Annotated in this window: 17 protein-coding genes and 10 pseudogenes; 14 read left to right on the forward strand and 13 right to left on the reverse strand. The window is 70.0% G+C overall.

Going from position 1 to position 26,164, the window contains the following annotated elements:
- Positions 1–201: 201 nt before the first annotated feature.
- Both FF86_RS66995 and FF86_RS67000 read right to left on the reverse strand, forming a co-directional pair.
- Positions 202–1,861 (reverse strand): annotated as a pseudogene (locus FF86_RS66995) (AAA family ATPase); the annotation flags it as partial.
- Between the two features lies 1 nt (position 1,862).
- A pseudogene (locus FF86_RS67000) lies at positions 1,863–2,261 on the reverse strand (ATP-binding protein); the annotation flags it as partial.
- A 361-nt stretch (positions 2,262–2,622) separates the two neighbouring features.
- Here FF86_RS67000 and FF86_RS34850 point away from each other — a divergent pair.
- From FF86_RS34850 to FF86_RS67025, 6 genes and pseudogenes are all read left to right on the forward strand, one after another.
- Positions 2,623–3,231: a hypothetical protein gene (locus tag FF86_RS34850; RefSeq protein WP_199865758.1), complete on the forward strand. Its 609-nt coding sequence runs from the start codon at positions 2,623–2,625 to the stop codon at positions 3,229–3,231.
- 788 nt (positions 3,232–4,019) lie between these two features.
- Positions 4,020–4,718 carry a VWA domain-containing protein gene (locus FF86_RS67005; protein WP_199865759.1) on the forward strand — a complete coding sequence of 233 codons (699 nt, stop codon included), beginning with the start codon at positions 4,020–4,022 and terminating at the stop codon, positions 4,716–4,718.
- A gap of 14 nt (positions 4,719–4,732) precedes the next feature.
- Positions 4,733–4,899, forward strand: a 167-nt coding sequence (locus FF86_RS67010) for a protein phosphatase 2C domain-containing protein (protein WP_396229945.1), incomplete at its 3' end; no start/stop codon positions are given.
- 36 nt (positions 4,900–4,935) lie between these two features.
- Positions 4,936–5,143 (forward strand): annotated as a pseudogene (locus tag FF86_RS67015) (hypothetical protein); the annotation flags it as partial.
- Positions 5,144–5,165: 22 nt separating this feature from the next.
- Positions 5,166–5,348, forward strand: a pseudogene (locus tag FF86_RS67020) (protein phosphatase 2C domain-containing protein); the annotation flags it as partial.
- A gap of 1 nt (position 5,349) precedes the next feature.
- A pseudogene (locus FF86_RS67025) lies at positions 5,350–5,791 on the forward strand (hypothetical protein); the annotation flags it as partial.
- 2,366 nt (positions 5,792–8,157) lie between these two features.
- On the opposite strand, the pseudogene FF86_RS18580 reads toward FF86_RS67025, so the two are convergent.
- Positions 8,158–8,331 (reverse strand): annotated as a pseudogene (locus FF86_RS18580) (YciI family protein); the annotation flags it as partial.
- A 388-nt stretch (positions 8,332–8,719) separates the two neighbouring features.
- Between FF86_RS18580 and FF86_RS18585 the strand changes: the two are divergent.
- The 4 genes and pseudogenes from FF86_RS18585 (at position 8,720) to FF86_RS67030 (ending at position 12,231) form a co-directional block, all read left to right on the forward strand.
- Positions 8,720–9,838, forward strand: coding sequence for an NADH:flavin oxidoreductase (locus FF86_RS18585; protein ID WP_044886183.1), 1,119 nt, complete (start codon positions 8,720–8,722; stop codon positions 9,836–9,838).
- A 318-nt stretch (positions 9,839–10,156) separates the two neighbouring features.
- Positions 10,157–10,438, forward strand: a 282-nt coding sequence (locus FF86_RS51895) for a TauD/TfdA family dioxygenase (protein ID WP_242419030.1), incomplete at its 3' end; no start/stop codon positions are given.
- A 1-nt stretch (position 10,439) separates the two neighbouring features.
- Positions 10,440–10,945 (forward strand): annotated as a pseudogene (locus FF86_RS51900) (TauD/TfdA dioxygenase family protein); the annotation flags it as partial.
- Positions 10,946–11,742: 797 nt separating this feature from the next.
- A complete protein-coding gene (locus tag FF86_RS67030; RefSeq protein WP_396229946.1) occupies positions 11,743–12,231 on the forward strand; it encodes a hypothetical protein in 489 nt (162 codons plus the stop codon).
- A 1,064-nt stretch (positions 12,232–13,295) separates the two neighbouring features.
- On the opposite strand, the gene FF86_RS18600 is transcribed toward FF86_RS67030, so the two are convergent.
- Positions 13,296–13,820: a GNAT family N-acetyltransferase gene (locus tag FF86_RS18600; protein ID WP_082121995.1), complete on the reverse strand. Its 525-nt coding sequence runs from the start codon at positions 13,818–13,820 to the stop codon at positions 13,296–13,298.
- A 238-nt stretch (positions 13,821–14,058) separates the two neighbouring features.
- Positions 14,059–14,958, reverse strand: coding sequence for a class I SAM-dependent methyltransferase (locus FF86_RS18605; RefSeq protein WP_044886149.1), 900 nt, complete (start codon positions 14,956–14,958; stop codon positions 14,059–14,061).
- Between the two features lie 133 nt (positions 14,959–15,091).
- On the opposite strand from FF86_RS18605, the gene FF86_RS18610 reads away from it, so the two are divergent.
- Positions 15,092–15,667 (forward strand): nucleotidyltransferase domain-containing protein, encoded by a 576-nt coding sequence (locus tag FF86_RS18610; protein WP_055867844.1) that lies wholly within the window; start codon positions 15,092–15,094, stop codon positions 15,665–15,667.
- Positions 15,668–16,029: 362 nt separating this feature from the next.
- Here the strand turns inward: FF86_RS18610 and FF86_RS51905 are convergent.
- A pseudogene (locus FF86_RS51905) lies at positions 16,030–16,481 on the reverse strand (bifunctional 5,10-methylene-tetrahydrofolate dehydrogenase/5,10-methylene-tetrahydrofolate cyclohydrolase); the annotation flags it as partial.
- Between the two features lies 1 nt (position 16,482).
- A pseudogene (locus FF86_RS51910) lies at positions 16,483–16,896 on the reverse strand (tetrahydrofolate dehydrogenase/cyclohydrolase catalytic domain-containing protein); the annotation flags it as partial.
- 201 nt (positions 16,897–17,097) lie between these two features.
- Between FF86_RS51910 and FF86_RS18620 the strand changes: the two are divergent.
- Positions 17,098–17,871, forward strand: coding sequence for a class I SAM-dependent methyltransferase (locus tag FF86_RS18620; protein WP_313954357.1), 774 nt, complete (start codon positions 17,098–17,100; stop codon positions 17,869–17,871).
- 86 nt (positions 17,872–17,957) lie between these two features.
- Here the strand turns inward: FF86_RS18620 and FF86_RS18625 are convergent, their stop codons facing one another.
- The 3 genes from FF86_RS18625 to FF86_RS18635 all read right to left on the reverse strand — a co-directional run bounded on the left by FF86_RS18625 (position 17,958) and on the right by FF86_RS18635 (position 20,916).
- Positions 17,958–18,527 (reverse strand): adenylate kinase, encoded by a 570-nt coding sequence (locus FF86_RS18625; protein ID WP_044886145.1) that lies wholly within the window; start codon positions 18,525–18,527, stop codon positions 17,958–17,960.
- 136 nt (positions 18,528–18,663) lie between these two features.
- Positions 18,664–19,791, reverse strand: a complete 1,128-nt coding sequence (locus tag FF86_RS18630; protein WP_236705844.1) for a PHB depolymerase family esterase — start codon at positions 19,789–19,791, stop codon at positions 18,664–18,666.
- A 222-nt stretch (positions 19,792–20,013) separates the two neighbouring features.
- A complete protein-coding gene (locus FF86_RS18635; RefSeq protein WP_044886144.1) occupies positions 20,014–20,916 on the reverse strand; it encodes a phospholipid scramblase-related protein in 903 nt (300 codons plus the stop codon).
- A gap of 364 nt (positions 20,917–21,280) precedes the next feature.
- Here FF86_RS18635 and FF86_RS18640 point away from each other — a divergent pair, with 364 nt between their 5' ends.
- Positions 21,281–22,489, forward strand: a complete 1,209-nt coding sequence (locus FF86_RS18640; RefSeq protein ID WP_044886143.1) for an RNA-guided endonuclease TnpB family protein — start codon at positions 21,281–21,283, stop codon at positions 22,487–22,489.
- Between the two features lie 36 nt (positions 22,490–22,525).
- Here the strand turns inward: FF86_RS18640 and FF86_RS18645 are convergent.
- Positions 22,526–24,104, reverse strand: a 1,579-nt coding sequence (locus tag FF86_RS18645; protein WP_242419032.1) for an ABC-F family ATP-binding cassette domain-containing protein, incomplete at its 5' end; no start/stop codon positions are given.
- A gap of 147 nt (positions 24,105–24,251) precedes the next feature.
- A complete protein-coding gene (locus tag FF86_RS18650; protein ID WP_044886142.1) occupies positions 24,252–25,352 on the reverse strand; it encodes an Rv2578c family radical SAM protein in 1,101 nt (366 codons plus the stop codon).
- A gap of 161 nt (positions 25,353–25,513) precedes the next feature.
- Here FF86_RS18650 and FF86_RS18655 point away from each other — a divergent pair, with 161 nt between their 5' ends.
- Positions 25,514–26,005 (forward strand): TIGR03668 family PPOX class F420-dependent oxidoreductase, encoded by a 492-nt coding sequence (locus FF86_RS18655; protein WP_044886141.1) that lies wholly within the window; start codon positions 25,514–25,516, stop codon positions 26,003–26,005.
- Positions 26,006–26,090: 85 nt separating this feature from the next.
- On the opposite strand, the pseudogene FF86_RS67035 reads toward FF86_RS18655, so the two are convergent.
- A pseudogene (locus FF86_RS67035) lies at positions 26,091–26,163 on the reverse strand (DUF402 domain-containing protein); the annotation flags it as partial.
- Position 26,164 lies beyond the last annotated feature (1 nt).

A 26,164-nucleotide genomic window follows, 5' to 3' on the forward strand; every position in this document is an offset into this window, starting at 1 on the left:
CGGGAGGACAGCAGAGCTTGCGCGTCCTCGATCTCGCCCTTGTCGACGAGCGCGTCGATCAGGACCGCGACGGCGAGCGGAGGTTCCTCGTTATGGTCGGCGTAGGTGTCCAGGGCGATCCGCGCGTCGGTCTCGGCGTCGAGCAGCCGGCCCGCGTACAGCGCGGTGTGGGAGCGCAGCACCGACAGGTAGGCGAACTCNGCCGCGTTGCCGTCCCGCTGCGCGGCCTCGATACCGGCGGAGAGCAGCGCCAACGCGGGATCGAGATGGTCGGCGATGGCCAGCGCCGGGCCGGCGAGGTTCACGATGAGAAACCGGTCGCGCGCGTGCTGCCGGCCGGCCGGTAGCGGCCCGGCAGCGGCCTGCCTTGCCAGCTCCGCCACATCCGCCGCGCTGCGGTCCGCGATGGCGGCCGCGGCGAAGGCGGCTGTTGCCCGGGCCACCCGCTCCTCGGTCTCTCCGGTGGTGCCACGGGAGGTGAGCTGATCGAGCCGGCCCAGCCACGACTCGACCGGCTGACCCGCGATCAGGTCGGCGAGTGCGATCCCGGCGAGCAGACGACGCGACAGGTCGGGATCGTCGCGGGCTGCACTCGAGCGGACCGGTTCCAGGATCGTCACCGCTTCGTCACTCCGGCCGAGCATCGTCATCAGAGCCCCGAGGCTGAACGCGATCTCGGCCTGAGCGGAGGGGTCTGTGGTGAGGTCGAGTGCCTCACGCAGCACGGTCGCCGCGCGGTCGGGCCGGTTTGCCATCCCCAAGGCCAGCCCCGCCTCCAGCAACAGCCCGCTACGAGCCTCGGCCGCAGGAGGTTCGCCGAGCGCTCGTTCCAGCAGCGCGGCGGCCGATTCGGGCGCGCCGCGGGCCAGGGCCTCCGACGCTGCCGCGCGCAGCCCGGCGACGACCCACTGATCGTTCGCGGGCTCGCAGTTGAGCAGGTGCGAGCCGAGTCGTTCGGCCGGGGCATCGCTGGCCTGAAGCAGCCGCGCGGCACGCTTGTGAACAAGGCCCCGTTGGGCACTGTCCGTGTCCGAGTAGATAGCGGTCCGGATAAGGGGGTGGCCGATTGTCAGCGGCTGGCCGGGAACGAGGATGCCCTCGTGGATGAGCGCGTCGATCGCGCTCGCCGCGCGGGTCTCCTCGAGGTCGGCGAGGCTCGCGGCGTGCCAGGCCATCGCGTCCGGGCCGAGCACGGCGACCGCGCGCGCCAATCGGGCCGCGTCCGGACCGAGCCGGGCCAGCCGGACCAGCAGGGCACGCGAGACATTGTCGGCGTGCAAGGTGTCGAGCCGGCCCACTTCGGCTGCCACCGGGTGGACGTCATCGGCCCGCAGCGCGATGAGTGCCTCGGCGAGGAGGAACGGGTTTCCTCCGCTGGCGCGGGCGCACGCCAGACAGAACTCATCGTCGGCATCGGACGACAACCGCTCACGGACGAGTTCGCCCACAGCATCGGCGCTCAGCACATTCAGTTTGAGAGTTTCCAGCCGCAGACCGGCCAAAGTGCCCGCAATCAGGCCGGAATCGGCGCTATTGATGGGGCGGCCTGCGAGCAGCAGCAGAACGGGCAGATCGGCCGAACGCCGGGCCAGGTAGGCGATAAAGCGCAGGGAGGCATCGTCCGCCCAGTGCACGTCGTCGACGGTCAGCAGGAGTGGGCCATGGTCGGCCAGGTTGGCGCATGCCCAGAACAGGCCGTGCAGACTGCTGCCCAGCGTGTCTCCGGTGCCGGCCGCATGTTCCACGAGGACCGGCTCGGCCAGCGCTGCCGCGCCCTCGAACAGCTCCGCGCGCTGCCGGCGGTCTGCCCGCAGCAAGACTGGTCCCAGAAGCTGCCGGACGATGCCGAACGCATACTCCCNCTCCAGCTCGGCACCCGTCGCGGACAGCACGCGTACACCACGACTGGCAGCGTGGTCACGGGCCGCCGCCAGCAACACGGTCTTACCAATTCCGGCCACGCCCTCCACGAGCAGCGTCGCCCCTCGGCCTGCCACTGCCGTGGTGAGGGCGTCCTCGACGCGCTTCAACTCGCCGTCACGTTCGATCAGACCATTCACGTCGCCCGCGCCTCCCCCGTACCGGCCTGCCGCGAACGCTGGACGCGCAGCGGGCAGAACGGCGAAGCCGAAGGCGGCGAGCCCCCGGCCGCATGATCCCGTAGGGCCACAGCCTACGGCCCTGCCCGGCCGCCGTTGCGAAGACCCTTCGGTGGTCACCACATTGCATAGGCCGGCCACCGGGATCATCGTCAAGGTCATGTCGCCTGACCGAGGGATCCANCAACTGAAAGTCGAGATCGTCCTCGGCACCGAGGCGGTGGGCGGATCCAGCAACGTCCAGAAGGGCTCGCGCACTCCGTTCAGCGGCTGGCTGCGGTTCCCCGAAGCAGCCGAGCTGCTACGGGCAGAGCAACCCAGCCTCGCACCAGCGCCGGAGACAACCCGAGGGAAACGAGGAGGAAAGGCGGAGGTGACCCGGCGAAAGGCAGACCACCATTCGCCACCCAAAACCGTCGAAAGACACCGACCNCCCATCTCGGCGGCGCGAGTTCCCAACCTGCCGGCGAGGTGGCAACGTTTCAGCGCAACTCCAGCACCAGATTCAGGATAAGGAGATCGTATGGCGCAGAATGTCGGGCCCAAGGCTGAATCGGCGCAGTACCAAGGACCAGCCACTCCGGAGAACGGACCAGGCACCTCGGCACGCGATACCGGTCGAGAGATCGGTGGTTACGTGGGAGATGCGATCGGCCAGGGCGTCGGCATGAGAATAGGACTGCAGGAGGGTGCGCAGGGAGGCCTGGGGCAGGTCGGTAGAGAACTCGGTGAGTATATCGGTGAGCATCTCGGTGACGTAGTCGATCAGGTCTTGGCACCCTCGTCACAATCTATCGATCCGCCTCCGGGGTTGCCCGCCGGAATGTCCATGAGCCCCGGAGTGTCGGTAGATCCGGACACCCTGGGCTGGGGCGGAAGTTCCATGGACCATGGGGACCCGCAGATGTCGGTGGACCCGGCATCACACCTCGAACCGCACATGTCGGTCGACCCGGGTTCGCTGGGCTGGGGAGGGTCCTGCCATGCCCCGGATCCGGGTATGTCGGTGGATCCGTCCGCGGCAGAGTGGGGCGGCATGTCACATGCGGCAGATCCAGGAGTTTCCGCAGACCCGTCCCTGCACCATTCGGACGCCACCACTTCCACCGACGTCATTTTCAATAATCACTGAATCCGCGCGACCTTTTCAAGCTACAACCGGGCGGCTCTCCGCACCACGGTCATCGAGAGGACCACCATTGTCCAGAGATAGCCATCCGACCGTCCCGAACGGCGACCTCCAGCACTCGATCGACAATGCCCATTTCAGCCAGTCGCTGGCCGTGTCGGCAGCCGGCGGGTTTCTCCACGCCCTGGCGGCGGAACATCACGACAGCCCTCCAGTTGATCCGAGCATGTCAACGGATGTCCACCATACNCAGGACCCGCAAGCCTCCAGCATTGGACATGAGCACGACCCGAGCGGGCCGCAGGAGCACGGTGCGCCCTGGCACGTCGATCCGGTGCCCGACCTCCACCACCACTGAGAAGCAGATCGAGGATCAGATTCATGACTCAGTACGGTGGAACCGTTTCCGGGTTCGCGCCCCGAGTCGAGGGTCCAGTCATCCGGAAGCGTTCGACTATCGTCTGGAGTTTTCGCATCGAGCGGCCCGNCCAGCGCCGTATCGCGGTAGAGATGCGGGCGAAATACTACAGCGGCGGCTCGATCAACAACGGGGACACCGTCGAGCTGACGGGATCGCAGCGACGAAACGGCGTGGTCCGGGTAACGGAGGTGAAGAACCTGACGGCTGGAACGATGGTTCGCGCCCACCAGTACAATGCACTGCCAATCATTCTGAACATCATTGCCCTNATGATATTCATTGCGATAGTCGCGATCTTTGGCGCCTTTTTCCTGTCAAATTCTTCCGGCTTCGCTTCGCCTTGACAGGCGCTGGAATCCAGGAGTCCATCATGTCAGAAAAGAGCTGGGCTGTCGACCTCAACGAGGACAACCCGGACCCGCGGGTGGCCTGCGTGGTGCTCACCGATGTCTCCACGTCGATGGCCGGCGCACCCATTGCCGAGCTGGAAAAAGGGTTCGCGGAGTTCGTTCACTATCTCAACAACGACAAGCTGGCCAGCAAGCGCACGGAAGTCGCACTCGTGACGTTTGGATCGGACGCCACGGTCCTGGTCCCGATGCAGGAAGGGCGAACCCTGCAGCCCGCGGAATTCGTCTGCGACGGATCGACCAACATGGCGGCCGGGATCAATCTTGCACTGGACATCATCGAAAAGCGCAAGAAGTCCTACCGAGAAGCCGGCATTGCGTATTTTCGACCATGGCTGATCGTCATGACCGACGGCGCACCGAACCGCGACGGGTTCGACGCCGCCGTGCGGCGACTCAACGAGATGGAGGGCAAGAACGGGGTGACCGTGTTCGCCATCGGAGTGGGACCGTCCGTCAACTTCGAGACTCTCGGCAGGCTCTCCGTCGTCCGGACTCCAGCTCCGCTGGCCGGGCTGAAGTTCTCGGAGTTCTTCACCTGGCTCTCCGCGTCCCTTAGCAATGTATCGAACTCCACTCCGTTCAACGGCAACGACGCCGAGGCCAGCGGCGTGGACCAGGTCCCACTCCCACCGCTCTCGGGCTGGACGGCCGCTTGACCACTCAGGCGCAGATGCCCCCAGAGCAGCAGGCGGACTACTGGATCGTCCGTGGTGCGTCGGTCGTCGGGCACAGCCATCTGGAGGAGGACCTGGGCTGCGACGATGCTTACGCCTACGGGACCAACGGCACGTTCGTCGTCGCGGCCGTCGCGGACGGCGCGGGAAGCGTCACCGGGACNTCTGCATGGGGATCGTTCGTCGCCTGCACATCGGNCGTACAGGACGCTCTTACACCCGAGTTCACAAGAGCCTTCGACGCAGCCTCGACCGAGGAGGCTCGCGACCTGATCCGCGGCCTGTTCGCATCTGCTCTCGGGCGTATCACGGCGCAGGCACGCTCGATGGAGCTCCCCAGGTCCCGGCTTTCGACGACACTCGCAGTAGCCATCGCCCGGCCTGACCTGGCGGTGTTCGCCCAGATCNGCGACGGGATCATCGCGGTGNAAGCTGGTGGAGAGGTCCGTACGATCCTGGCCGAGGAGAAGGAGGAGTACGCGAACACCACCTGGTTTGTTCAATCCCCGGGCGCCTTCCGCACCGCCTATCGCTCGGCCGTGGTCGGCGACGTGGCTGCGTTCGCGCTCAGCACAGACGGCATGAGTTACAAGATCACCCATGCGAGCAACGNCACCGCCTACGTTCCCTTCTTCCAAACATCATGGCGGAATGTCCGAGAGGGTCGGGGAAACGACCAGCTCGCCACGATGATGCGCGACATCGTCGAGGATCAGACCGGCGACGACAAGACGCTGGTGCTCGCGACGACGGGGCGTGCCGCACTCGCCTCCCCGCCGCCCGCCGGCTCGACGACGACCGTCGCATCAAGCTGGCCGCCGTCGGACCCCACCGCGTGGCGGCCGGCCCGGCCCGCAGATGGTCCGGCCGTCGACACGCCGACGGAACCCGACACCACTGCCCTGACGGTCCGGGCCCCGACGACCGGCAAACCCGAGCGCAGCGACTCGGTCGTGGCCGGGACAGGGACCGGGAGAAAGGCGAAGACGGTTCCGAACGGCGCGTGGCGGATGCATCTGATTCTCCGCAAACTGGTCACCCCATGGCGCACATGACGCTGCAGAACGGCACCCCCATCCAGCTCGGGGAGCGACTGGCCAGGGCAGGCGAGGGAACCGTTTGGGACGTCGTTGGTCGTCCGGAGTGGGTCGCGAAGATTTTCCATCCGGATCTGAAGGGGCTCGTGGCCAAGCGGGAGAAGGTCACGGCGATGACGCGGGTGAAGCCCGCGGGCACGGTCAGCCGGGACGGGTCGATCGTACTGACCTGGCCACAGCATCTTGTGCTGGAGGGTGGCGTGGTGCGCGGCTATGTCATNCTCAAGGTCGATACAAGAACAACAGTCGAGATCCACAGCGTCAGTAATCCGACGGACCGGCGCGGGCCACTGCCGAACCAGCCGCAATGGCCGAGGCGGGCGGACTGGGCTTTTTTGCTGAACACAGCAGCCAACCTCTGTATCGCCGTCGAGGCGGCACACAGAGTAGGTGCGGTCATCGGCGACTTTCAGGAGCGCAACATCCTCGTCTCCGACACCAGCCGGGTGACGCTGGTCGACTGCGACTCGATGCAGTTCACCGCGGCGTCCGGGCGCAGGTATCTCTGCGATGTCGGCCGGCCCGAGTTCACCGCCCCGGAACTGCGCAACGTCGACCTGAAAAAGACTCCCCGAGACCGATCGTCGGACCTGTTCGCCCTGGCCGTGCATCTTCACCTGCTACTCATGAACGGCAATCACCCGTTCTCGAGGGGAGTGTGGACCGGCCCCGGAGAGCAGCCGGGTGCGTCCGTTCTGGCCGCAGACGGCCACTGGGCGGGCGGCCCACGATCGCTGCTCAGAACGCACCGACTGGCACCACCGCCATCGATCCTCCCCGACCCGATCCAGGAACTCTTCGCCCAGGCCTTCACCTACGGTGCCGCATACCCCACGTCACGTCCACCGGCCAGCGAGTGGCGGCAGGCACTGCGGGCGATCACCACCGTCAGGTGCAGACTCAATCCAAGCCACCGCTATCCCTCCCATAATCAGATATGCCCGTGGTGCACATTGGAACAAGCGCGGGCGACGCGACGGTCTGCGCTCCGGAGGCGGTCCACACCCACCCTCCGCCCCGCGCCGGCCGCGGCGGCAACGCAGCACCGGCCGCTCCTCTCCCAGCAGGCACCACTACCGCCCACTCTTGTTCTGGGCCTCCCCTCGGCACCGGCCTTGGGCCAGCCGGCCCCAGCATCCCGGCCCGGCTGGTGGCAGCGGCTGCGGGCGTGGTGGACGCAGAAATTCTGAGCCGAACAGAAGGGTACCGAACATGGCCGGCTACGACTGGAGCATCACCCTACGCATCGATACATCATTCGCGAGCGCCAACCGCTCCTACCCGGTCATGGACCCTTTCCATATGGGTCACGCCTGGATCACGGTCGCCGCGCCCAATGGCGAGCGCGTCGACTTCGGCTACTACCCTAGGAACGGCGGCCTCGCCGGTCCAGGAGAACTGCGAACTGGCGACACCACACACCAGCCACGTCAGGATGCGGCGTACACCTACCACATCACCCCGGACCAGGCGGCGCATGTTCTCGCCGCAACGCAACATGTCCAGTCCGACCCCGGTTATTATAACGGTCTCACCCACAACTGTCTCACCGTGGCGAGGGACCTGATGGGCGTCGCAGGCATTGCAATGCCGGGGGTGGCGTCGGATCCTCTGCATATCCTGATAGGCGTCGGTGCCGCCGCGGTACTCGATCTTCCCTTGGTGGGAGCCGCCGGAATAGCCATCGCGATCGCTCATGATCCTGCCGGTTTCAACACCGTTCTTCGATCCACGCCGGAGGGGCGAGCGGCAGAGATGCTCTACAACAGATCGTCGGAGCTGGCCGGAATGAGGTCGACGGGCGATCTGCACACCATGGCCGACCATGCAACCCAGGAGGCACTGCACAGCATTGGGTCTGAGCCGCACGCCGAGCTGCTCCACCCGGCCGAGGATGCATCAGCCCAGGCTGGCGCCTCGCANGCGCCGGATCCGCAGATGTCAGTCGACCCCGGTCCGCTGGACTGGGGAGGGTCGTCCCACGTCCCGGACCCGGCGGGCATGTCCGTGGATCCGTCCTCGTCGGAGTAGGGCGCCGTGTCACACGCCACTGATGCAGGAATGTCTGTCGACCCATCCCTGTACCATTTGGACGAGACCATCTCCACTGACCCTACTTTTCATGGGCATTGAATCCTGCCCAGTATTCGTGCTGCCATCACCGCACTCCGTCCGTCCGCGATAGCTGGTTACCGGCGTGGTTAAGCCGGACCTCGTCCACCCGCCGAAGTCCCTTCACCGCCGAAGTCCGTTTACCGCCGAAGTCCGTTTACCGCCGAGGTCCGTTTACCGCCGAGGGCCCGCTCACCGCAGAGTCACTGCGGGTCGACGTCGATCACCATCCAGCCGGCGATGAGGTCCTTGGTCTCCGCGAACGAGCCGTCAGTGACCGGCGGGCGACCCTCGCCGCCGTACCGGACGAACGTCCCGGAGGGCGCGAGCGCCTGGCTGTCGACGAACTCGCCGGTCCCCTCGAGCCAGCCCGCGAAGTCGTTCATGTACCACACATGGGCCGAAATCTCCGCCGGGACGGAACCAGCCACCGGTTCTCGACATCGTCGTCCGAAGTCCTCGATTGATCGACGCCTCCGGGTTGCCGACGCCTCCGGGTTGCCGATACCTGCGGCTGGGCACCGCCGCTGCGCAGTGACGTGGCACCGCGATGCGGCTGCGGGGCGACGGGGTCCGGCCCGAGGCTTCGGCTACCGGGCTCGCGCCGAGGCGCCTGTTCGACAGCGCGAACAACACAGGCCGAGGCGGAACATCCGCGAAGGCGCCGGGATTGAACGCCATATGACTGTGTCTTCAAGCGATACGGCGTCGTCGAATGGTGCGGCATCGTCTGGCGTTGCGGGGTCTTCGGGTGTCGCGGTGGCTGCGTCCCCGTTGAGCAGCGAGCGCCTGCTGGACGGCACGGACGCGGCGCCGCTGTTCACGCCGTTCTCCCTGTCCGGCGTCGAGCTCGCCAACCGCTTCGTGATGGCGCCGATGACCCGCCAGTTCTCCCCTGACGGCGTGCCGGGCGAGGACGTGGCCGGCTACTACGCGCGGCGGGCGGCGCACGTCGGCCTGATCGTGACCGAGGGCACCTACGTGGATCATCCCTCCGCCGGGACCAGCGACCGGGTTCCCCGGTTCTACGGCGAACAGCCGCTCGCCGGCTGGCGCCGGGTCGTCGACGCCGTGCACGCGGTGGGCGGGCGGATCGTGCCGCAGCTGTGGCATCTCGGTGCCGGCCGGGCGGCGGGTGCTCCGCCGCACCCGGAGGCGGCGGTGTTCTCCCCGTCGGGCCGGCGGGGCGACGGAACGGTGGTCGGCGACGAGGCCAGCACCAAGGAGATCGACGAGGTGATCGCCTCCTTCGCGCGCGCCGCGGCCGACGCGCGCCGAGCCGGGTTCGACGGCGTCGAGCTGCACGGGGCGCACGGCTACCTGCTCGACCAGTTCTTCTGGCTGGAGACCAACCGGCGCGCCGACGGCTACGGCGGAAGCCTGGCCAACCGGGCCCGGCTCGGGGCCGAGGTCGTCGCCGCGGTCCGTGGCGAGGTGGGACCGGACCTCCCGGTGATCTACCGGTTCTCCCAGTGGAAGGGCGGCGACTACGACGCCCGGATCGCCGAGACCCCCGACGAGCTCGAGGCGCTGCTCACCCCGCTCGTGGACGCCGGCGTCACCGCGCTGCACGCCTCCACCCGCCGTTACTGGCGGCCGGCCTTCGACGGCTCCCCGCGCACCCTGGCCGGCTGGGCCAGGAACCTCACCGGCCTGCCCACCATCGCGATCGGCTCGATCGGCGTGCCGACGGCCTTCCGCGGCGACGACGAGGGTGCGGCGGCGACGCTCAGCCTCGCCCCGCTGCTGGACCTGTTCAACCGCGGCGAGTTCGACCTCGTCGGCCTCGGCCGCGCCCTGCTCTCCGAACCCGCCTGGACGACCAAACTGCGCGACCGCCGCCTGTCCGAGATCCGGCCCTACGACCAGGCCGACAACTCCCGCCTGACCTGACGCTCGGCGTCCCGGGGCGCCACCATCCGCGAACTCGCGATCACCCGGCGGCTGGCGGCTGGCGGCTGGCGGTGACCTCTACCGCGAAAGTGTTACGCATTCATGGCGGAGAAATGTCTGTAGGGCCGGCATGGATTGCGGTTTTCGGGCGTCAGAGCTAATGTCCGACTGTGCCATGACGGCTCGTACGCAGGAGGTACGGCGGGTGGCATTTCCTGCCCGATCGGCGCACCGGCCGCCCGCCGCGCCCCATTCGAAAACGCGCTCCAGAAAGGCCCGCGAGGCGGCAGCGTCACATTTGATTGCAAGGGAGTCACGGTGACCGCTATCCGCACCGCCACCTACGACATCCGCCCGGCCAGCCCCGTCCTCGGCGCCGAGGTCGTCGGCGTCGATCTGGCCGGTGGCGTCGACGACGCCACCGCCGAGGCCCTGCGCGAGGCGTTCTGGCAGCACAAGGTCCTCGTGTTCCGCGACCAGGACCTCTCGCCCGACGCGCACGTGCAGGCAGTACGGATCTTCGACGAGCCCTTCGACCACCCCAAGTGGCTGTACCGCCACGAGGACAACCGGCTGGTGTACACCTTCAACCTGGAGAAGNCCGGGGGCGCCTCGACGTGGCACATCGGCGGCACGTGGCGGACCCCGCCGTTCCACCTCGAGTCGCTGACCTACCAGGTGGTGCCGGAGATCGGCGGGCGCACGCTGTGGGCCGATCTGCAGGCGGCCTATGACGGCCTGTCCGAGCCGTTCAAGCACCTGCTGGAGTCGGTCAGCGCCGTGTACAACGCCGACCCGGGCGACGGGACCTACAACCGGCCGCCGGTGACCGAGACCGTCGAGCACCCGGTCGTGCGCACCCACCGCCATACCGGTCGCAAGGGGCTCTTCCTCAGCTCGTCGGCGCTGCGGCTGACCGGCGTCGGCGCGGCCGAGGGCGAGGCCCTGCTGCCGTTCCTGCTGGCACACGCATCCTCGCCCAACTACACCGTCAGCTTCGGCTGGAAGCCCGGAGACTTCGTCATCTGGGACAACCTGGCCACCTGGCACTTCGCGGTCAACGACTACGACGGCCCGCGCGTCTATCGCAAGGTCATCGGCGGCTGACCCACGGCGCGGCAGGCCCGCCCCGCCAGCTCCGACGGTCCCCATCCCGTCCGATGGACGAGATCGACGGTTCCGGCACCGCCGACACCGCGCGTGTCGGCGCGTCGCTCCCCTACCTGGGACTCGAAGAGTGATTGCCTGACTTCTCAGAGTGTCCGACGGCATGACGGCGGTCGGCCACCTCTGGGGAGGCGTCGATGGGTGCGGTGCGGGCGATCAGGGTGGCGGCGGCAACGACGGTGATGGCGGCGGTGACCGTGACCGGTACCGTCCTGTCGACCGGGGTGGCGGCGGCGTCACCCGCCGGGCCCGTGCAGCCGGTCGATCTCGGCGCCCTGCCGGGCATCACCCACAACAGCGCCACCTCGATCAACAACCACGGGGACGTCGTCGGCTCCGGCTACAGCTCTTCGTTCGACAGCCATGGATTCCGCTGGTCGCGGGGGACCTTCACCGCGCTGCCCGACACCGCGCGAGCACCCTTCCTGATCAACGATGCCGGGCAGATCGCCGGTGAGCTTCCGGGTCGCTTCTCCTCGCCCGGCTTCGTGATCCGTCCCGACGGAACCGTGATCGACCCCGGGTTCACCCCGGTCGACCAGAACGAGCACGGCCAGGTGGTCGGGACGGGTCCGGTCGCCGGTGGAACGCACGCGATGAGCTGGCGCGACGGCCGGACCGTCGATCTCGNCGCTCCCACGGGCCACACCAGCGAGGCCATCGCGGTCAGCGACAACGGGTGGGTCCTGGGTGAGGTACAGNGCAACGACCACCACGACGACTACTTCGCCCGCTGGATGCACGGCCGCTGGGTGCCGCTGCCCGGCCCGAACGGCCGTGCTGTCGACATCAACGACCGCGGGGACGTCGTCGGCTGGGCCACGAACCCGGCGGGGAACACGCACGCCATGCTGTGGCAGCGGGACCGCGCCATCGACCTGGGCCCCGAGGACGCGGCCCTCAGCGAGGCAGTGGCCATCAACAACGCCGGTCAGATCGTCGGCTCGACGTTCGATCCGGTGACCGACGCAGGGCACGTCCTGCTCTGGGATCCGAGCCACCGGACCGATCTGGGAACCTTCGGTGGCTCCTTCGCCCGGCCGATCGCCCTCAACGACCGGGGCGACATCGTCGTGGCGACCAGCACCGCGTCCTTCCGCCGGCACCACGGCCGGACCGTGCAGCTCGGCGGCTCCGCCGAACCGGTGGCGCTCAACAACCGCGGCCAGGTCGTGGGCGCCGTGCTCCTGCCCGACGGCTCAAGCCACGCCGCCCTGTGGAACTGACCCGCCCGGCCCCGTGCCGCCCCGCCCCTGGATCGCCGATGCCACGCACCGATCTTCGCGATCGGTGACCGGATCCAGCGCTGCAGCCAGTGATGGTGGGGATGGAGGGCCCGGCCTGCTGGGATGCGCGCCGACGTCGCACGTAGAACCGGACCGGGCCCGAGAATGCGGTGTTCTGCCAGTGGGTCCGGATCGGTCCATTCCTGCGCCGATTTCCGCATGCTCCCGGTACGCTTCTACCGCCTCATTAAGGGTTTACCAAGAATCACAGGAGAGCCTTAGAGAAGTCACATGGTAATCACAGAGAACTCGCCACCCAATCTTTCCGGCCGGCGTTGACGCGAACACGCCGGCCGCAATCCGTCCGGTGGGAGCTACGCACGGCTAACCTTCCCGCTGCAGGTAGCCGATCGATAGTCTCGATGACGGGAGAATCATGGGAAGATCCCTGAAAGGGAAAGCAGCGGTCGCCAGCCTTTCCGCCATGGCGGCGGTCTGCGTGACGGTGGGACCGTTGGCTTCAGGCGCCTGGGCCGACGACCGTGTTCCGCCGCGGCCCGCAAACCAGTGGCACGCCACGGACGGTTGGGAGCGGAGCAACCAGAACAGGGAGGGTGCGGAGAGGTCTCGGCAGAGCTGGCCTCGCCAGAGCGGGTCTCGGCAGAGCGGGTCTCGGCAGAGCGGGTCTCGCCAGGGCTCGGATCGTCAGGCCAGATGGCGCCAGAACCAGGGCCGCCAAGACCAGGATCGCCAGAACCGGGGCCGCCAAATCCAGACCCCCAGGGGCGGGTGGCGCCAGGACTGGCGGCGCCAGAACCCGGGTACTGGTCGCCAGGACCCGCAGTGGCGGAGCCAGGGTTACCAACCGGGCGGGATAGTTCGATAGAAGGGGGCGTCGGTCGGCCGGTCCGGCGCCTTTGCGCCGGACCGGCCGGAGCGGGTCGAGGGCTTTCCAACCCTCGGCGGGTAGGCGGCACGCCCCTCGGGGGTGTTGGTGAGCAGGGCGTGAGCATGCGTGAGCACGATCGGTACGACCCCAGGTTGCAGATGTCCGCAAAGAGGGACTACTGGATCGTCGCTGTCCCGGGCTCACGGAGACCGACCGCGTCGTGCCGCCAGAACAGTTCCGAGTAAACCAGCGTCCCCGTCATCCACGGCTGATAGCCGGGAAGCGTGACGACCTGGAAGGCCGCGTCCGGAATACGCAGCGACGGCTTGCGGAAGCTCAGGTCCCCGCCGGGCACGAAGCCAAAGCGGCGGTAGTAGTCGGGGTCGCCTTCGAGGAAGACGAGTGGCACCGAGGACTCGGCGAGGATGTCGAGGCCGCGGTGCACGAGAGCCGAGCCGACCCCGTGCTTCTGGTATTTGCGTACGACCGCCAACGGGCTGAGGACCTGGACCTCGACCAGCCGCCGAGGCGCGTCGAGCAGGCTGCGAGTGAACATCGCGTGGCCGATGACCTCGCCATCGTGCTCGGCGACAAGCGAGAGGCCAGCAACAGGCGTGATGGTGGCGCGAAGGTCGTCCACAAGGTCTGCCACGACCGCTCCGTGCTCTCCACCGAACGCCTGCGTGACGACGTCCCGCACCGATTCCCGATCACAGGCCAGTTCGCGGCGAAGATTCACGCACCGGACGGTAGGGGCGCCCGGTGACGATGGCAACCCGTTTTGTCCAGTGCGAACGGGAGCACGACCGCGCCCGGTCGATGGGCGACCGCAAGGAGCACCACCCCTTGGTCGCACATGGCGAGGGATGGCGACCGCNGACGGGACTTACGACACCACGATCATCGTCGTGATCAAAGCCCCGGCATTGATGGTGGTGTCACGATTCAGCCAACTGGAAATGCCAGATGACCAGCGCCGGCACACCGGCCCTGGCGGCTCGTGCTGCTTCGGGCACCATGTCGTCCAGACACCACGGCCACAGCTCCCACGGTCCTACCGCTCCGAACGTGTCTTTTCGGTCGGCCGGCCCCGGCGGTTCGTTGGTCGGCGCGGAAGGTTCCTCGCAGCGACGCACGCGCAGTCCCACCGCCAGCGCGGCCCGCAGATAATCCCCGATCAGGTGCCGGTAGGCACTCAGATGTCCAGGTCGGCCATCAGCATCGCGGACGGAGGGAATCGAGCCCAGCGCCACGGTCTCGGGGTGCATGTCGGAGATCACCAGATGACCGCCCGGACGCAGGACCCGGGCGAACTCCGCCATGACCGGCTTGAGCGCCCCGATGTGGGTCAGCGCCAGGGCGCACACGACCAAGTCAACCTCGGCGTCGGCCACGGGGAGCTGGTGCAGATCACCGAGCAGGAACTCGCCCTGCGGCACCCGAGGACGCGCGCGGGCGAGCATGTCGGGCGAGCGGTCCACGCCGATAACCCGATGGCCACGCCCGGCCAGAAACTCGGCGTAGCGACCGGTCCCGCACGCGGCATCCAGAGCAACACCCACGGGCAGCGAGTCCACGATCTCCTTGACCACGGGTTCGTCGACGTCGAACGCCCCGTTGGGCCCGTCATACGTCGCTGACCACAGCCGATAGCCCGTAACCGTGTCCACCCGGTCGACTTCCACTGCTGCGTGTGCCAACGCCTCGTCAGCGAGCACTCTGCGAATCTCCGCGATCCGGGCTTCCACGAAATCACGGTCCGACGCTCCGGTGAACGCTCGCAACAACGCAACGCCCTCAAGCCCGAGCAGGTACGCACGCGGGTCCTCGTACATCACTCGACGGAGGTTATCGATCCGCCTCCAGACAGGCCACCGAATTATGTGGCGTCGAGGGGCTTCGCGGGTACACGGTTACCACCGGTGGACGCCGGCCGACCTTCCCCTCGACGAGCTCTGGAAGGATCAGGCCATGGATCAGAGGGCCGAAGGACAACTGCGCGTCATTCGCAAGGTCCTGTCGGTGCTGCCGGCAGTCAGCATCCCGGCCTGGCTGTTCGGAGGTTGGGGACTGGACGCGAGGATCGGGCGGATCACTCGCGAGCACGGTGACGTCGAGTTCTGGGTCGAGCGCCGCCACGCCGAGCGATCGAAGGTGGCGCTCGCGGACGCTGGGGCCATGGCTCTGGCGACCCAGCCGCCAGCGGAATCCTGCGAGTTCACCTGGGGCGATGTTCCGTTCAGCACCGCGTACTTCGACAGGTGGCCAGACGGGTCATTCAGTCAGCCCATGGGCCGATGGTCTGACTGGCTATTCCCACCGGGGTCCTTCGGTGAAGAGCGTGTGACGCTCGATGGCACGGCGATGTTAGTCATGAGTGCCGCTGGCATGCTCGCCATGAAGGAGCAGTTTCCGCGCCTGCGCCATGGCCGGCCATGGCGGCCGAAGGATGTTGCCGATATCGAGACACTCCGAATACTGGTCGCCCAGGAGAGGGCGGCACATCGGATACAGGTCGAGACGCGGGAGACGCGGGAGACGCCGTAGCGTGCCGGCGCGGGCACGATCGGGCCGTTGTCCGTGTAGACCACCCGAACCTCTGGCGCTTGGGGTGCCGGGGCAGTCCTTCGTCGGGCTCCGTTCCCATCAGCCGGTGGAGCCCGACGTCGGCGGCGGCTGCNCTTCCGACGCCGATACTGGATCGGTCGCGCGGGATCTCGCAGAAGATCGGGGGCCGGTCTTGCTGCCAGCGGAGGACGCTCCGCCTGGGCTTCACCGCAAAGCCGGATCTCCGCATTATCCGATCTTCGCCGGGCGACAAGCCCGCGCGATCAGCCCAGGAGGTGCCGTGCCGAGGGCGATTCTGACGCACCTCTCCGACAGAATCTGCCCAGCGGACCCGGGGCGGCTCAGACGAGACTGCCCACCTCGGCCGCGGCCCGCGCGGCGAGCAGGGTGTTGCGCAGCAGCATGGCGATGGTCATCGGCCCGACACCGCCGGGGACCGGGGTGAGCCGGCCGGCGACCTCGCGCACGGCGTCGAAGTCGACGTCGCCGCGCAGGCCCTGCTCGGTGCGGTGCATGCCGACGTCGATGACGGTCGCTCCGGGCTTCACCGCATCCGGGCCGATGATCGCCTGCTTGCCGGCGGCGACGACCAGCACGTCCGCGCCGCGGCAGACGGCGGCCAGGTCCCGGGTGCGGGAGTGGCAGATCGTGACGGTCGCGTTGCGTCCGACCAGAAGCTGGGCGACCGGGCGGCCGACCAGCTCGGAACGGCCGACGACGACGGTGGGGGCACCGCTGAGCTCCACGTCGTAGGCGTCGAGCAGCTCGATGATCCCCGACGGGGTGCAGGGCCNCAGGCCGGGCAGGCCGCGGGCGAGCAGGCCGACGCTGGCCGTCGTCAGGCCGTCGACGTCCTTCTCCGGCGGAATCCGGCCGACCAGGGCCGCTCCGTCGAGTCCCTCGGGGACGGGAAGCTGCAGCAGGATCCCGGAGACGGCCGGGTCCGCGGCGAGGGAGTCCAGCAGCGCGGCGATCTCGTCCTGGGGGGTGTCGGCGGGCAGGTGCTGGTGCAGGTCGGCCATGCCCGCCTCGACGCAGGACCGACGCTTGCCGCCGATGTAGACGGCGGACGCCGGGTCGTCGCCCACCAGGACCGTCGCGAGACCCGGCTGGCGGCCCGTGGCCGCACGGAACTCGGCGACGTCCCGGGCCACGTCCGCCCGCACCCGGGCGGCAACGGCCTTACCATCGATGATCACTGCGCTCATGTCGGCCTTTCGCCCTCACGATGTCCGGTCGGATCCGCCGTCGCGACCCCGAGCGCCGCCGTGCACCGCGACACGCGGCCGGCGTCGGCGACGGCCCGACCGAGCACGCTACGCCATTGCGCCCCGGCGTGACCTGCGGGCGTCACCGCCACCCGTCGAGGGGGCGCCGAGGGGGCTTAGCCTCGACGGGTGGCGGATTCCGTGAGCTTCGACCGCATCGCCGACCGGTACGACGCAACCCGGGGCGGTGACGAGCGGGGCCGGCTCGTCGCCGAGGCGGTCGCCCCGCGCCTGCCCGGGCAGCGGTTGCTGGAGATCGGCGTGGGCACGGGGCTGATCTCGCACGCCTTCGCCGAGCGGGGCCGGTCGGTGCTCGGCGTCGACCTGTCGGCCCGCATGCTCGCCCAGGCCCGCGGGCGCCTGCCCGGGCGGATCGTCCGCGCCGACGCGGCGGCCCTGCCGTTGCGCACCGCGACCGTGGATGCCTGCCTCGCCGTGCACGTTCTGCATCTCGTCGGGGATCCCGATCGGGTCCTCGCCGAGGTCGCCCGGGTGCTGCGGCCCGGTGGCCGGCTCGCGGTCGTCGGCGCGGGGCAGCACGCGGGACGCAGCGACGTCACCGCCGTGCTACGGGACCTCAACGAGGCGCTGCGAGCCGAGCGACCCCGCCGGGACCGGCCGGAGCTCCTGCTGCCGGCCGCGGAGCGCTGCGGGCTGCGGCTGGTCGAGGAGTTCTCCTTCGCCCGGGAGGAGCGCGAGACGCTCACCCCGGCCGAGGCCTGCGCGCAGATCGAGAGCCGGGTGTGGTCGACCCTGTGGGACCTCTCGGATCGGCAGTGGGCGACGATCGTCGAGCCGGCCATGGCCGCGCTGCGCCGGCTGCCCGACCCGAACCGTCCCCGGCCGGCCGGCCGGGGTTCCCACGCGATGATCCTGCGGTTGGTGGACGCCGCTGGCGCGCCACCACAGCGCTGACCACGCCCTTGGCCGGCGACGGCCACCTGCTGCCGGCCACCTGCTTCCGGCCACCTGCTTCCGGACAGCCGCCGCCGAACGACGGATCAGGTGCCGAGCGGGCCCGCGGACAGCGACCGCACCATCGGCAGGCTCGGGGCAGCCACGGCCCCGAGCCACAGCCGCACCTCCCGGGCGGTGCACAGCCGCACCACCCGAGCGGCGGCACCGTGCGCGTCGAGGGCCCGCAGCAGGCGGACCCGGCTGTCCCGCGGGTAGTTCCACAGCCAGCGCAGGAATGCCAGGTCCAGCTTCTCCGGGCATCCGGGGGCGGCGTCGGGACGGTTGCGGCCACGCCACCGGGCCCAACGGCGCAGCACCCGGGTCATCGTGATCCGCCGTGGCAGGTCGAGGAAGACGATGAGCTCGGCGGCGGGGATGCGCAGGTCCAGTGTGCCGCTGTAGTTGCCGTCCATCACCCACGCGGGCTTCGCGACGAGGCTGGCGACGATCGCGCGCCACTCCTCCACCGGCGTCGCAACCCAGCCGGGCCGCCAGAAGTGCCGGTCGAGATGCACCACCGGCAGGCCCGCCTGCCGCGCGAGCTCGCGGGCGAGGGTGCTCTTGCCGGCGCCGCCGCTGCCGACGACGAGGACCCGCTGGACGTCGGAGGTCATCGACGGCGGGCCCTGCGGGCCCCTCCCGAGCGCATTCACGATGCCAGTGTCCCACCGGGGCGATCGTTCCGCGTGCGGAACGTGCCGCTTCGACCCACCCGTGCCCACCCGGATCGGGCGCGCCCGGTGGCTCCCCTCAGCCGGCGAGGGTGTGGTGGGTGAAGAACTCCCACATAACGACGGAGGCGTTCGGTGCGGGCGGCGGCGGATCGGCCTGCTCGCGTGGTCTGCTGCCCCCCGGCCAGGCGTGCCCGGCGCCGGTGATGCTGTACAGCTCGACCGCGCCGCCGGGCGCGCACGGGCCGTAGACGTCGTGGACGACGGCGCCCTGCCGGGAGCGGACCGGGGTCGCCGGGCAGCCGTCGCGGCGGGTCCAGTAGGCCATCGCCTCGGCCACGGACCGGTCGGCGCGCTCATCGCCCTCGCGCAGCCCGATGGACGACTCGCCACCGTCGTAGCGGACCTTGTCGTCGGCGGTGCCGTGAAAGGCGATGACCGGCACGGGCCGGCTCGGCGTGCAGGAGGTCGTGTTCAGGGCACCGGAGACGGGGGCGATCGCCGCGATGCGCCCGGCGAGTTCGCAGCCCAGCCGGTAGGACATCATGGCGCCGTTGGACATGCCCGTGACGTAGATCCGCGCCGGATCCACCGGGTAGTCCCGCGGCAGCCGGTCGAGAAGGGCGGCGATGAAGCCGACGTCGTCGACGCCGTTGCCGTGGGCGTACCCGCAGCAGGTGCCCGCGTTCCAGGTCAGCAACGCCGTCTGGCGCCGGCCGGTGCCGTCAGGGTAGACGGCGAGAAAGCCCGCCCGGTCGGCGACGGCGCTCATCCCGGTCTGCTGCTCGGCCTGGCGGGCCGATCCGCCGCCACCGTGCAGGACGAGCACGACCGGCAGCCCGTGTCCGACCGCGGTCCCCGTTGCTGTGGCGGTCCCCGTTGCTGTGGCGGTCGCCGACGCCGTAGCGGCCAGAGTCGTGGTGCCGGGAGAGCGCGGCGTGCCGGCCGCGGTGGCGACCGAGGGCGGCACGTGGACGAGGTAGGTACGCTGCCGGCCGTCGGGGGTGGTCAGCGTGTGGCCCGTGGTGCCGGGGCGCAGTGCCGGCCCGCCGGCGCCCCCGGCCGTCCCTGGCGAGGTCGACCTCGGCGTGGCGTCGGGTACGGTCGGCCCCGAGCGGCCTGCGGCCTCCCCCGCGCCGGCCGACGCGCCGCCCCCGCACGCGGCGAGGGCCGCAAGCAGCACGGCGCCGACGGCGAGTCCGGCCACCGCGGTCCGTGTCGGACCCGGGAACCGCCGACGCCACCGCCGGCCACGCGCCGTCCCGACCGGTCTCTCGCGGTACGTCCCGGACCAGTTCCCCGGACGACCCCGCCTGGTTGCGCCGGCGGTGTCCCGCCGCATCGACGACCTCACGGGGCGACGGTAGGTCCGCCGGATGTGAAGCGGATGAGACCGGATGTGAGGGAGGTGAGCGGTCGCCCGGACGGCTCAGCCGAGGCCGCGGGAGTCCTGCTTGAGCGCCGTGTCGATGGTGAGGGCGGCGGCGACGACCATGCTGTGCAGTGGCTGCGGCAGCGGCCGGTGGAGCTGGACGACGTAGTTGTCGGCCGTGGTGAACATCGTCCGCATGAGGCCCTCCCAGGTCTTGGTGACCCGGGCGACCTCGACGTCGGTGTGGTCGACGATCGAGAAGTTCCACGCCCGCCAGTTCTCGGCCTTGATCGCGCCGATCGTCGTGCCGCCCGCCTGCAGGTCGAACCGGATCCGGCCGAAGACGTTCTGCTGTGCGATGACGCCGAGTTCGGACCCGTCCGGCAGCGAGACGATCACCTTGGACTTGAACACCTTCGCCGGGCGGTGCAGGAGCAACTGGACGGTGCCGGCGGCGTCGCGGACCTCCAGGCGGTGGGAGAGGAACTGGTCCCACGAGGTGAGCACCCGCGCGGCCTTCTTCAGCGCGCTCTGGCCGACCTCGACGACCGAGCCGATCTGGTGGCCGCCCTGATCGAAGACGGCGTACTCGTTCGTCACCTCGATGATCTTGGCTTTTTGGTTGACCACGAGCACGGGCTCGCTGAACAGCGTCCCGCCACCCGGACCCGTCGGCTGCACCCCGGCCCGCTCCTGGACCTGCCGCTGCACCTGCTCGGCGCTGTGGTTGGTGTGCACCGCACCCGGCTGCACCCCCAGCGGCGTGCCCCACGTCTGCCCCGGCACGGCCGCGACCTGGCCCTGGCCGTACTGCCCGCCCTCGCCGTACTGGGCAGCCCCGCCGCGCTGGGCAAGCGGCGCCGGCTGGGTGTGCTCGGTCCACTGGTTTCCGTCCCACCATCGGGAACCGTGCTGCCCGCTCGGATCGGTGTACCAGCCTGGCGGGACGGTCTGCGTCATGACGCCACTCTGGCATCTTCCGCCCGCGCCGGGCCAGACCGTCACCGCTGCGACACCAACCGGACTCTCCGTCCCGGCGACGCGAGGCCNGAGCCCCGCGTCACCGAGAATTCCGGAGGATGCTCCGGCCTTCAGGCCGGGGAGGAATCCGGCTCCCCGCACCCGCACCCGCGGAGCGGGGTAGGGATAGGCGATGCACCATCAGGTGAACTGCCGTGCGAACGCATCCTGTAACAGGTGGATGATTTCCCTGTTCGGTGAATAGTCGTCTTCTTTGATGGTTTCGGTGATGTGGGATCGCGGGTAGTCCGGGAATCTTGGGCCCGTCTTCTTCGCGGCCCTGGTGGTGGGTTAGGATCGGTTTATGTCGAGGTTCCGGCTGTATCCTGACGTGGCACAGGAAGAGGCTCTTCTTGTGCATTGCGGGCATGCGCGGTTCGTGTGGAATCTGTGTGTGGAGCAGCAGTCGTGGTGGAACCCGTGGCGTGGTCCCGCCCCCGGCTACGCCGAGTGGAACCGGCAGTTGACCGCGGCGCGCGGCGCGTGCGACTGGCTTGCTGCTGGGAGTGTGATCGTGCAGCAGCAGGCGTTGCGGGACTTCGCCACCGCGAGGGCGAACTTCTTCGGGGGGTCGCATCGGCGACCGACGTGGCGCCGACGCGGGCGGGGTGAGGGTTTCCGGATCGTCGCGGTCAGGTCGGGTGATGTGCGGCAGGTCACCCGCCGCTGGTCCCAGGTGCGGATACCCAAGGTGGGCTGGGTCCGGTTCCGCCGCAGCCGCACCGTCCCGGACGCCAGGTCCTATCGGGTGACGCGAGATCGTGCGGGTCGCTGGCATGTCGCGTTCGCCACCGTGCCCGACCCGATTCCCGCCCCGGGTACCGGTGGGATCGTCGGGGTGGACCGGGGTGTGGCAGTGTCGGCGGCGTTGAGCACCGGGGAGTTGCTGCGCTGCCCCGGGCTGCGCCCCGGTGAGGCGACCCGACTGGTCCGGTTGCAGCGTCGCCTTGCCCGAGCGAAGCGGGGATCGCACCGGCGGGCCCGACTGGTCGGGCAGATCGCCCGAGTGAAAGCCAGAGAAGCCGCCCGGCGTAAGGACTGGGTCGAGAAAACCAGCACCAGTCTTGCCCGCCGGTACGACCTGATCCGGGTCGAGGCATTGCCGGTCGGGGCCATGACCCGCTCGGCGAAAGGTACCGTCGCCGAGCCGGGGCGCAACGTGCGGCAGAAAGCCGGCCTGAACCGAAGCATTCTCGCCCACGGCTGGGGGCTGCTCGTCGCCCGGTTGGAGCAGAAGGCCCCCGGCCGGGTCGAGAAGATCAACCCTGCGCGGACGTCGCAGACCTGTAACACCTGCGGGACCCGGGATGGGGAGGCGCGCGAGAGCCAAGCCGTCTTCCGGTGCCGGGCCTGCGGGCAGCAGGCGAACGCGGACGTGAACGCGGCACGCAACATCGCCCTGGGACATCAGTGGGAAACCACGTGGGTGACTGCGCGGGGAGGCGACGCCGGTAGGCGGCCTGCGAACCGCGAACCTCAACACTGCACACCCCCTCTCCTGGTGGACGGGTAGATGTTGGAATCCTCCGCGTTCACGCGGAGGAGGATGTCAAAGCGCCTTCTCGGTGACGAGACCGCCGTCGACTTGCAGGCGGCGGTTGACCGCGACGGTGTCGAGCATGCGGCGGTCGTGGGTGACGAGCAGCAGCGTGCCGGTGTAGCCGGCGAGCGCCTGTTCGAGCTGTTCGATGGCGGGCAGGTCGAGGTGGTTGGTGGGCTCGTCGAGAACCAGGCAGTTCACCCCGACGGCCTGCAGCAGCGCGAGACCGGCCCGGGTCCGCTCCCCCGGCGACAGCGAGGCGGCGGGGCGGGTCACCTGGTCCGGGCCGAGGCCGAACTTGGCGAACAGGGTGCGGACCTCCGCCGCGGGCCATGTCGTCGCCCGCTCGGCGACGGCGAGGGCGGTGGTCTCGCCCCGGAACAGGCCCCGGACCTGGTCGATCTCGCCGAGCCGCACACCGGCGCCGAGGGACTGGCTCCCCGCGTCGAGCGGAAGCCGGCCGAGCAGGGCTGAGAGCAGGGTTGTCTTGCCGCCGCCGTTCGGTCCGGTGATGACGATCCGGTCGGCCCAGGCGACGGTGAGGTCGACCGGGCCGAACGTGAAGGCGGGTCGGCGCACGACCGCACCGGTGAGGGTCGCGACGACGTCGCCGGAGCGGGGGGCGGCCGCGATCGACATGCGTAGCTGCCACTCTTTGCGTGGCTCCTCGACCTCCTCCAACCGGTCGAGGCGGGACTCGATCGACCGGACCCGCGCGGCGCTCTTCGTCGCCGCCTCGATGCGCGCGCCCCGGGCGGCCCGGTCGTTGTCGGACATCCGCCGCTTGGCTCGCACCGAGCCGCGTACGGACTGCTCCCGCTGGCGCTGCGCCTGCGCGGTGAGACCGTCACGCTGGTCGGCGTAGTCCTCGTAGCGGTCGCGGGCCTGCCGCCGGGCGACCTCGCGGGCCTGCAGGTAGGCCGCCCACCCCCCGGCGAACAGGGTGAGGCCGTGCTTGTGCGGGTCGATCTCGGCGACGGTGTCGATGGTGCGGTCGAGGAACTCGCGATCGTGGCTGACGACGACGAGCGCGCCGGACACGCCACGGACGAAGCGTTCGAGCCGGTCCAGCCCGTCGAAGTCAAGATCGTTGGTGGGCTCGTCGAGCAGGGTGATGTCGAACCGGGACAGCAGAACGCTCGCGAGCGAGCCGCGGGCGGCCTGCCCACCGGACAAGGCGGTCGTGGGGCTGTCGAGGGCATCGGCGGGCAGGCCCAACTCGGCGCAGACCTCCTCGGCGCGAACGTCGAGGTCGGCGGCGCCGAGGGCGAGCCAGCGCTCCAACGCGACGCTGTACCGGTCGTCAGCGCCGGGGACGCCCGCCGACAGCGCCTCCCCGGCGTCGTCGAGTTCCCGCTGCGCGGCGCCGACCCCGGTGCGGCGGGCGAGGAACGCCCGCAGGGTCTCGCCGGGCAGCCGGTCGGGTTCCTGGGGCAGCAGGCCGACGCCCGCGGTCGGCGGCGCGAGATCGACCCGCCCCTCGTCGAGGGGGACCAGGCCGGCGAGGGCCCGTAGCAACGTCGACTTACCGACGCCGTTCGGCCCCACCACCCCGAGCCGGTCGCCGGGTGCGACGGTGAGCGAGATGNCGTCGAGAACGGTCGCCCCACCGCGGGTGACGGTGAGGCCGGAGGCGACGAGAGTTGCGGACACCTGGCCAGTCTCGCGCATAACCGGCGCGCGTCGGCCGCCCGCCCGCGTACCGCGGCCGCGAGGGCAGCCAGGCCACGCATGATCATCCCCCGAACCCGGGCAGGGCGAGCTGCTCGTCGCGGCGGCCCGGCCCGGCGGGGTCGGCCGGCACTGCCCGCTCGGCCGCTCCGTCGGGCTGCGGCGCGGACGCCGCGAAGCGCCCACCCGGACGCGGCACCGCGGCTCCGATGCGGGCCCGTTCGGCGAGCTCCCGCACCTGCGCCGCAATCCGATCCCGATAGACGCGCGGCGCGTATGCCCCGGACCCGTAGAGCCGGCGGTACGGGCCGACCAGCGCGGGATGGTGCTCGGCAAGCCAGGCCAGGTACCACTCCCGGGCGCCGGGCCGCAGGTGCAGCACCAGCGGCGTGACCGACGACGCGCCGGCCTGTGCGATCTGCTCCACCGCCCGGGCGAGCGCCGCAGGGGAGTCGGTGAGATACGGCAGGATCGGCGCCATGAGAACCCCGGTGGGGACCCCGCGCTCGCCCAGCGCCGCGCACGCCTCCAGCCGCCGCCGGGGATGTGGGGTCCCGGGCTCGACGAGCCGCCACAGCTCGTCGTCGACGAAGCCGACGGACAGCGCGACGCCGACCTGCGTCACCTCCGCGGCAGCGGCAAGCAGATCGAGATCGCGCACGATGAGCGAGCCCTTCGTGAGCACCGAGAAGGGGTTGCGGGCGTCGCGCAGGGCGGCGAGGACCCCCGGCATGAGCCGGTAACGACCTTCGGCCCGCTGGTAGGGATCGACGTTCGTGCCCATCGCCACGTGTTCGCCGCGCCAGCGGGGCGCGGCGAGCTCCGAGCGCAGCCGCTCGGCGACGTTGACCTTGACGACGATCTGGGTGTCGAAGTCGCGCCCGGTGTCGAGATCGAGGTAGGCATGGGTGCCCCGGGCGAAGCAGTACCGGCAGGCGTGGGAACAGCCACGGTAGGGGTTCACCGTCCAGCGGAACGCCATTCGCGACGCCGGCGGAACCCGGTTGAGCACGGACCGGGCGTGGATCTCGTAGAAGGTCAGACCGGCGAACCCAGGGGTGTTGAACGTACGGGTGACGGCGCCCCGGGCGAGCAGCGACGGCGCACTCGCGCCGGCCGCGACGGGCTGCTCGGTGGCGGCGAGCCGGAGGTTGTCCCAACGCATGCCTTATGGGAACATGTGTTCGACAGATTGTCCAGTCCGAGCGAGGTCCCGCCCGCAAGCAGGCCGCAGCCCGCAAGGCTGCCGGCCTGCGACGGGCGCTGACCTCGGGCAGGCGGACTTGGGGCAGGCGGACTTGGGGAGGCTGCGGGGATAGTGAAGGGATGCGGCTCAGTGGGCTCGAGGCCCGGAAGCGGTTCGCGGCGGCCCGGGTGGCCCGGCTGGCCACCGCCGGCGCGGACGGTCAGCCGCTCGTGGTGCCCGTGACCTTCGCCGTCGAAACGGGGGGCGCCGGCGGCGACCGCGGCGACGCTCGCGGCGGTGCGGACCCACCCGCGACGATCGTGACCATCGTCGACCACAAACCGAAAAGCACCCGCACCGAGCTGCGACGCCTGCGCGACATCCGCGCCAACCCGCTGGTCAGCCTGCTGGTCGACCACTATGACGACGAGTGGGCGCGGCTGTGGTGGGCCCGGGCCGACGGGCTGGCCCGCATCGTCGAGGCCGGGGATCCACGGCACGCCGCGGCCGCTGCGGCCCTGACCGCGCGCTACCGCCAGTACCGGCAGGTCCCACCGACCGGTCCGGCCATCGTCGTGGCCGTGACCCGCTGGTCCGGCTGGGCCTACTCCGAATCCCCCACGGCCCCGTGAACCGCGCCGGGTTCGTCCGCCCAGGCCCCGGGATCAGGCCCCGGGATCAGGCCCCGGGATCAGGCCCCGGGATCAGGCCCCGGGATCAGACGCGGGGACGGTCCCAGCCGGTGGGCAGCGCGTCGGGGGTCTGCCAGGATGGTTCCGGGCGGAAGTCGN

Source organism: Frankia sp. CpI1-P (assembly GCF_001421075.1).
GTDB lineage: Bacteria > Actinomycetota > Actinomycetes > Frankiales > Frankiaceae > Frankia > Frankia torreyi.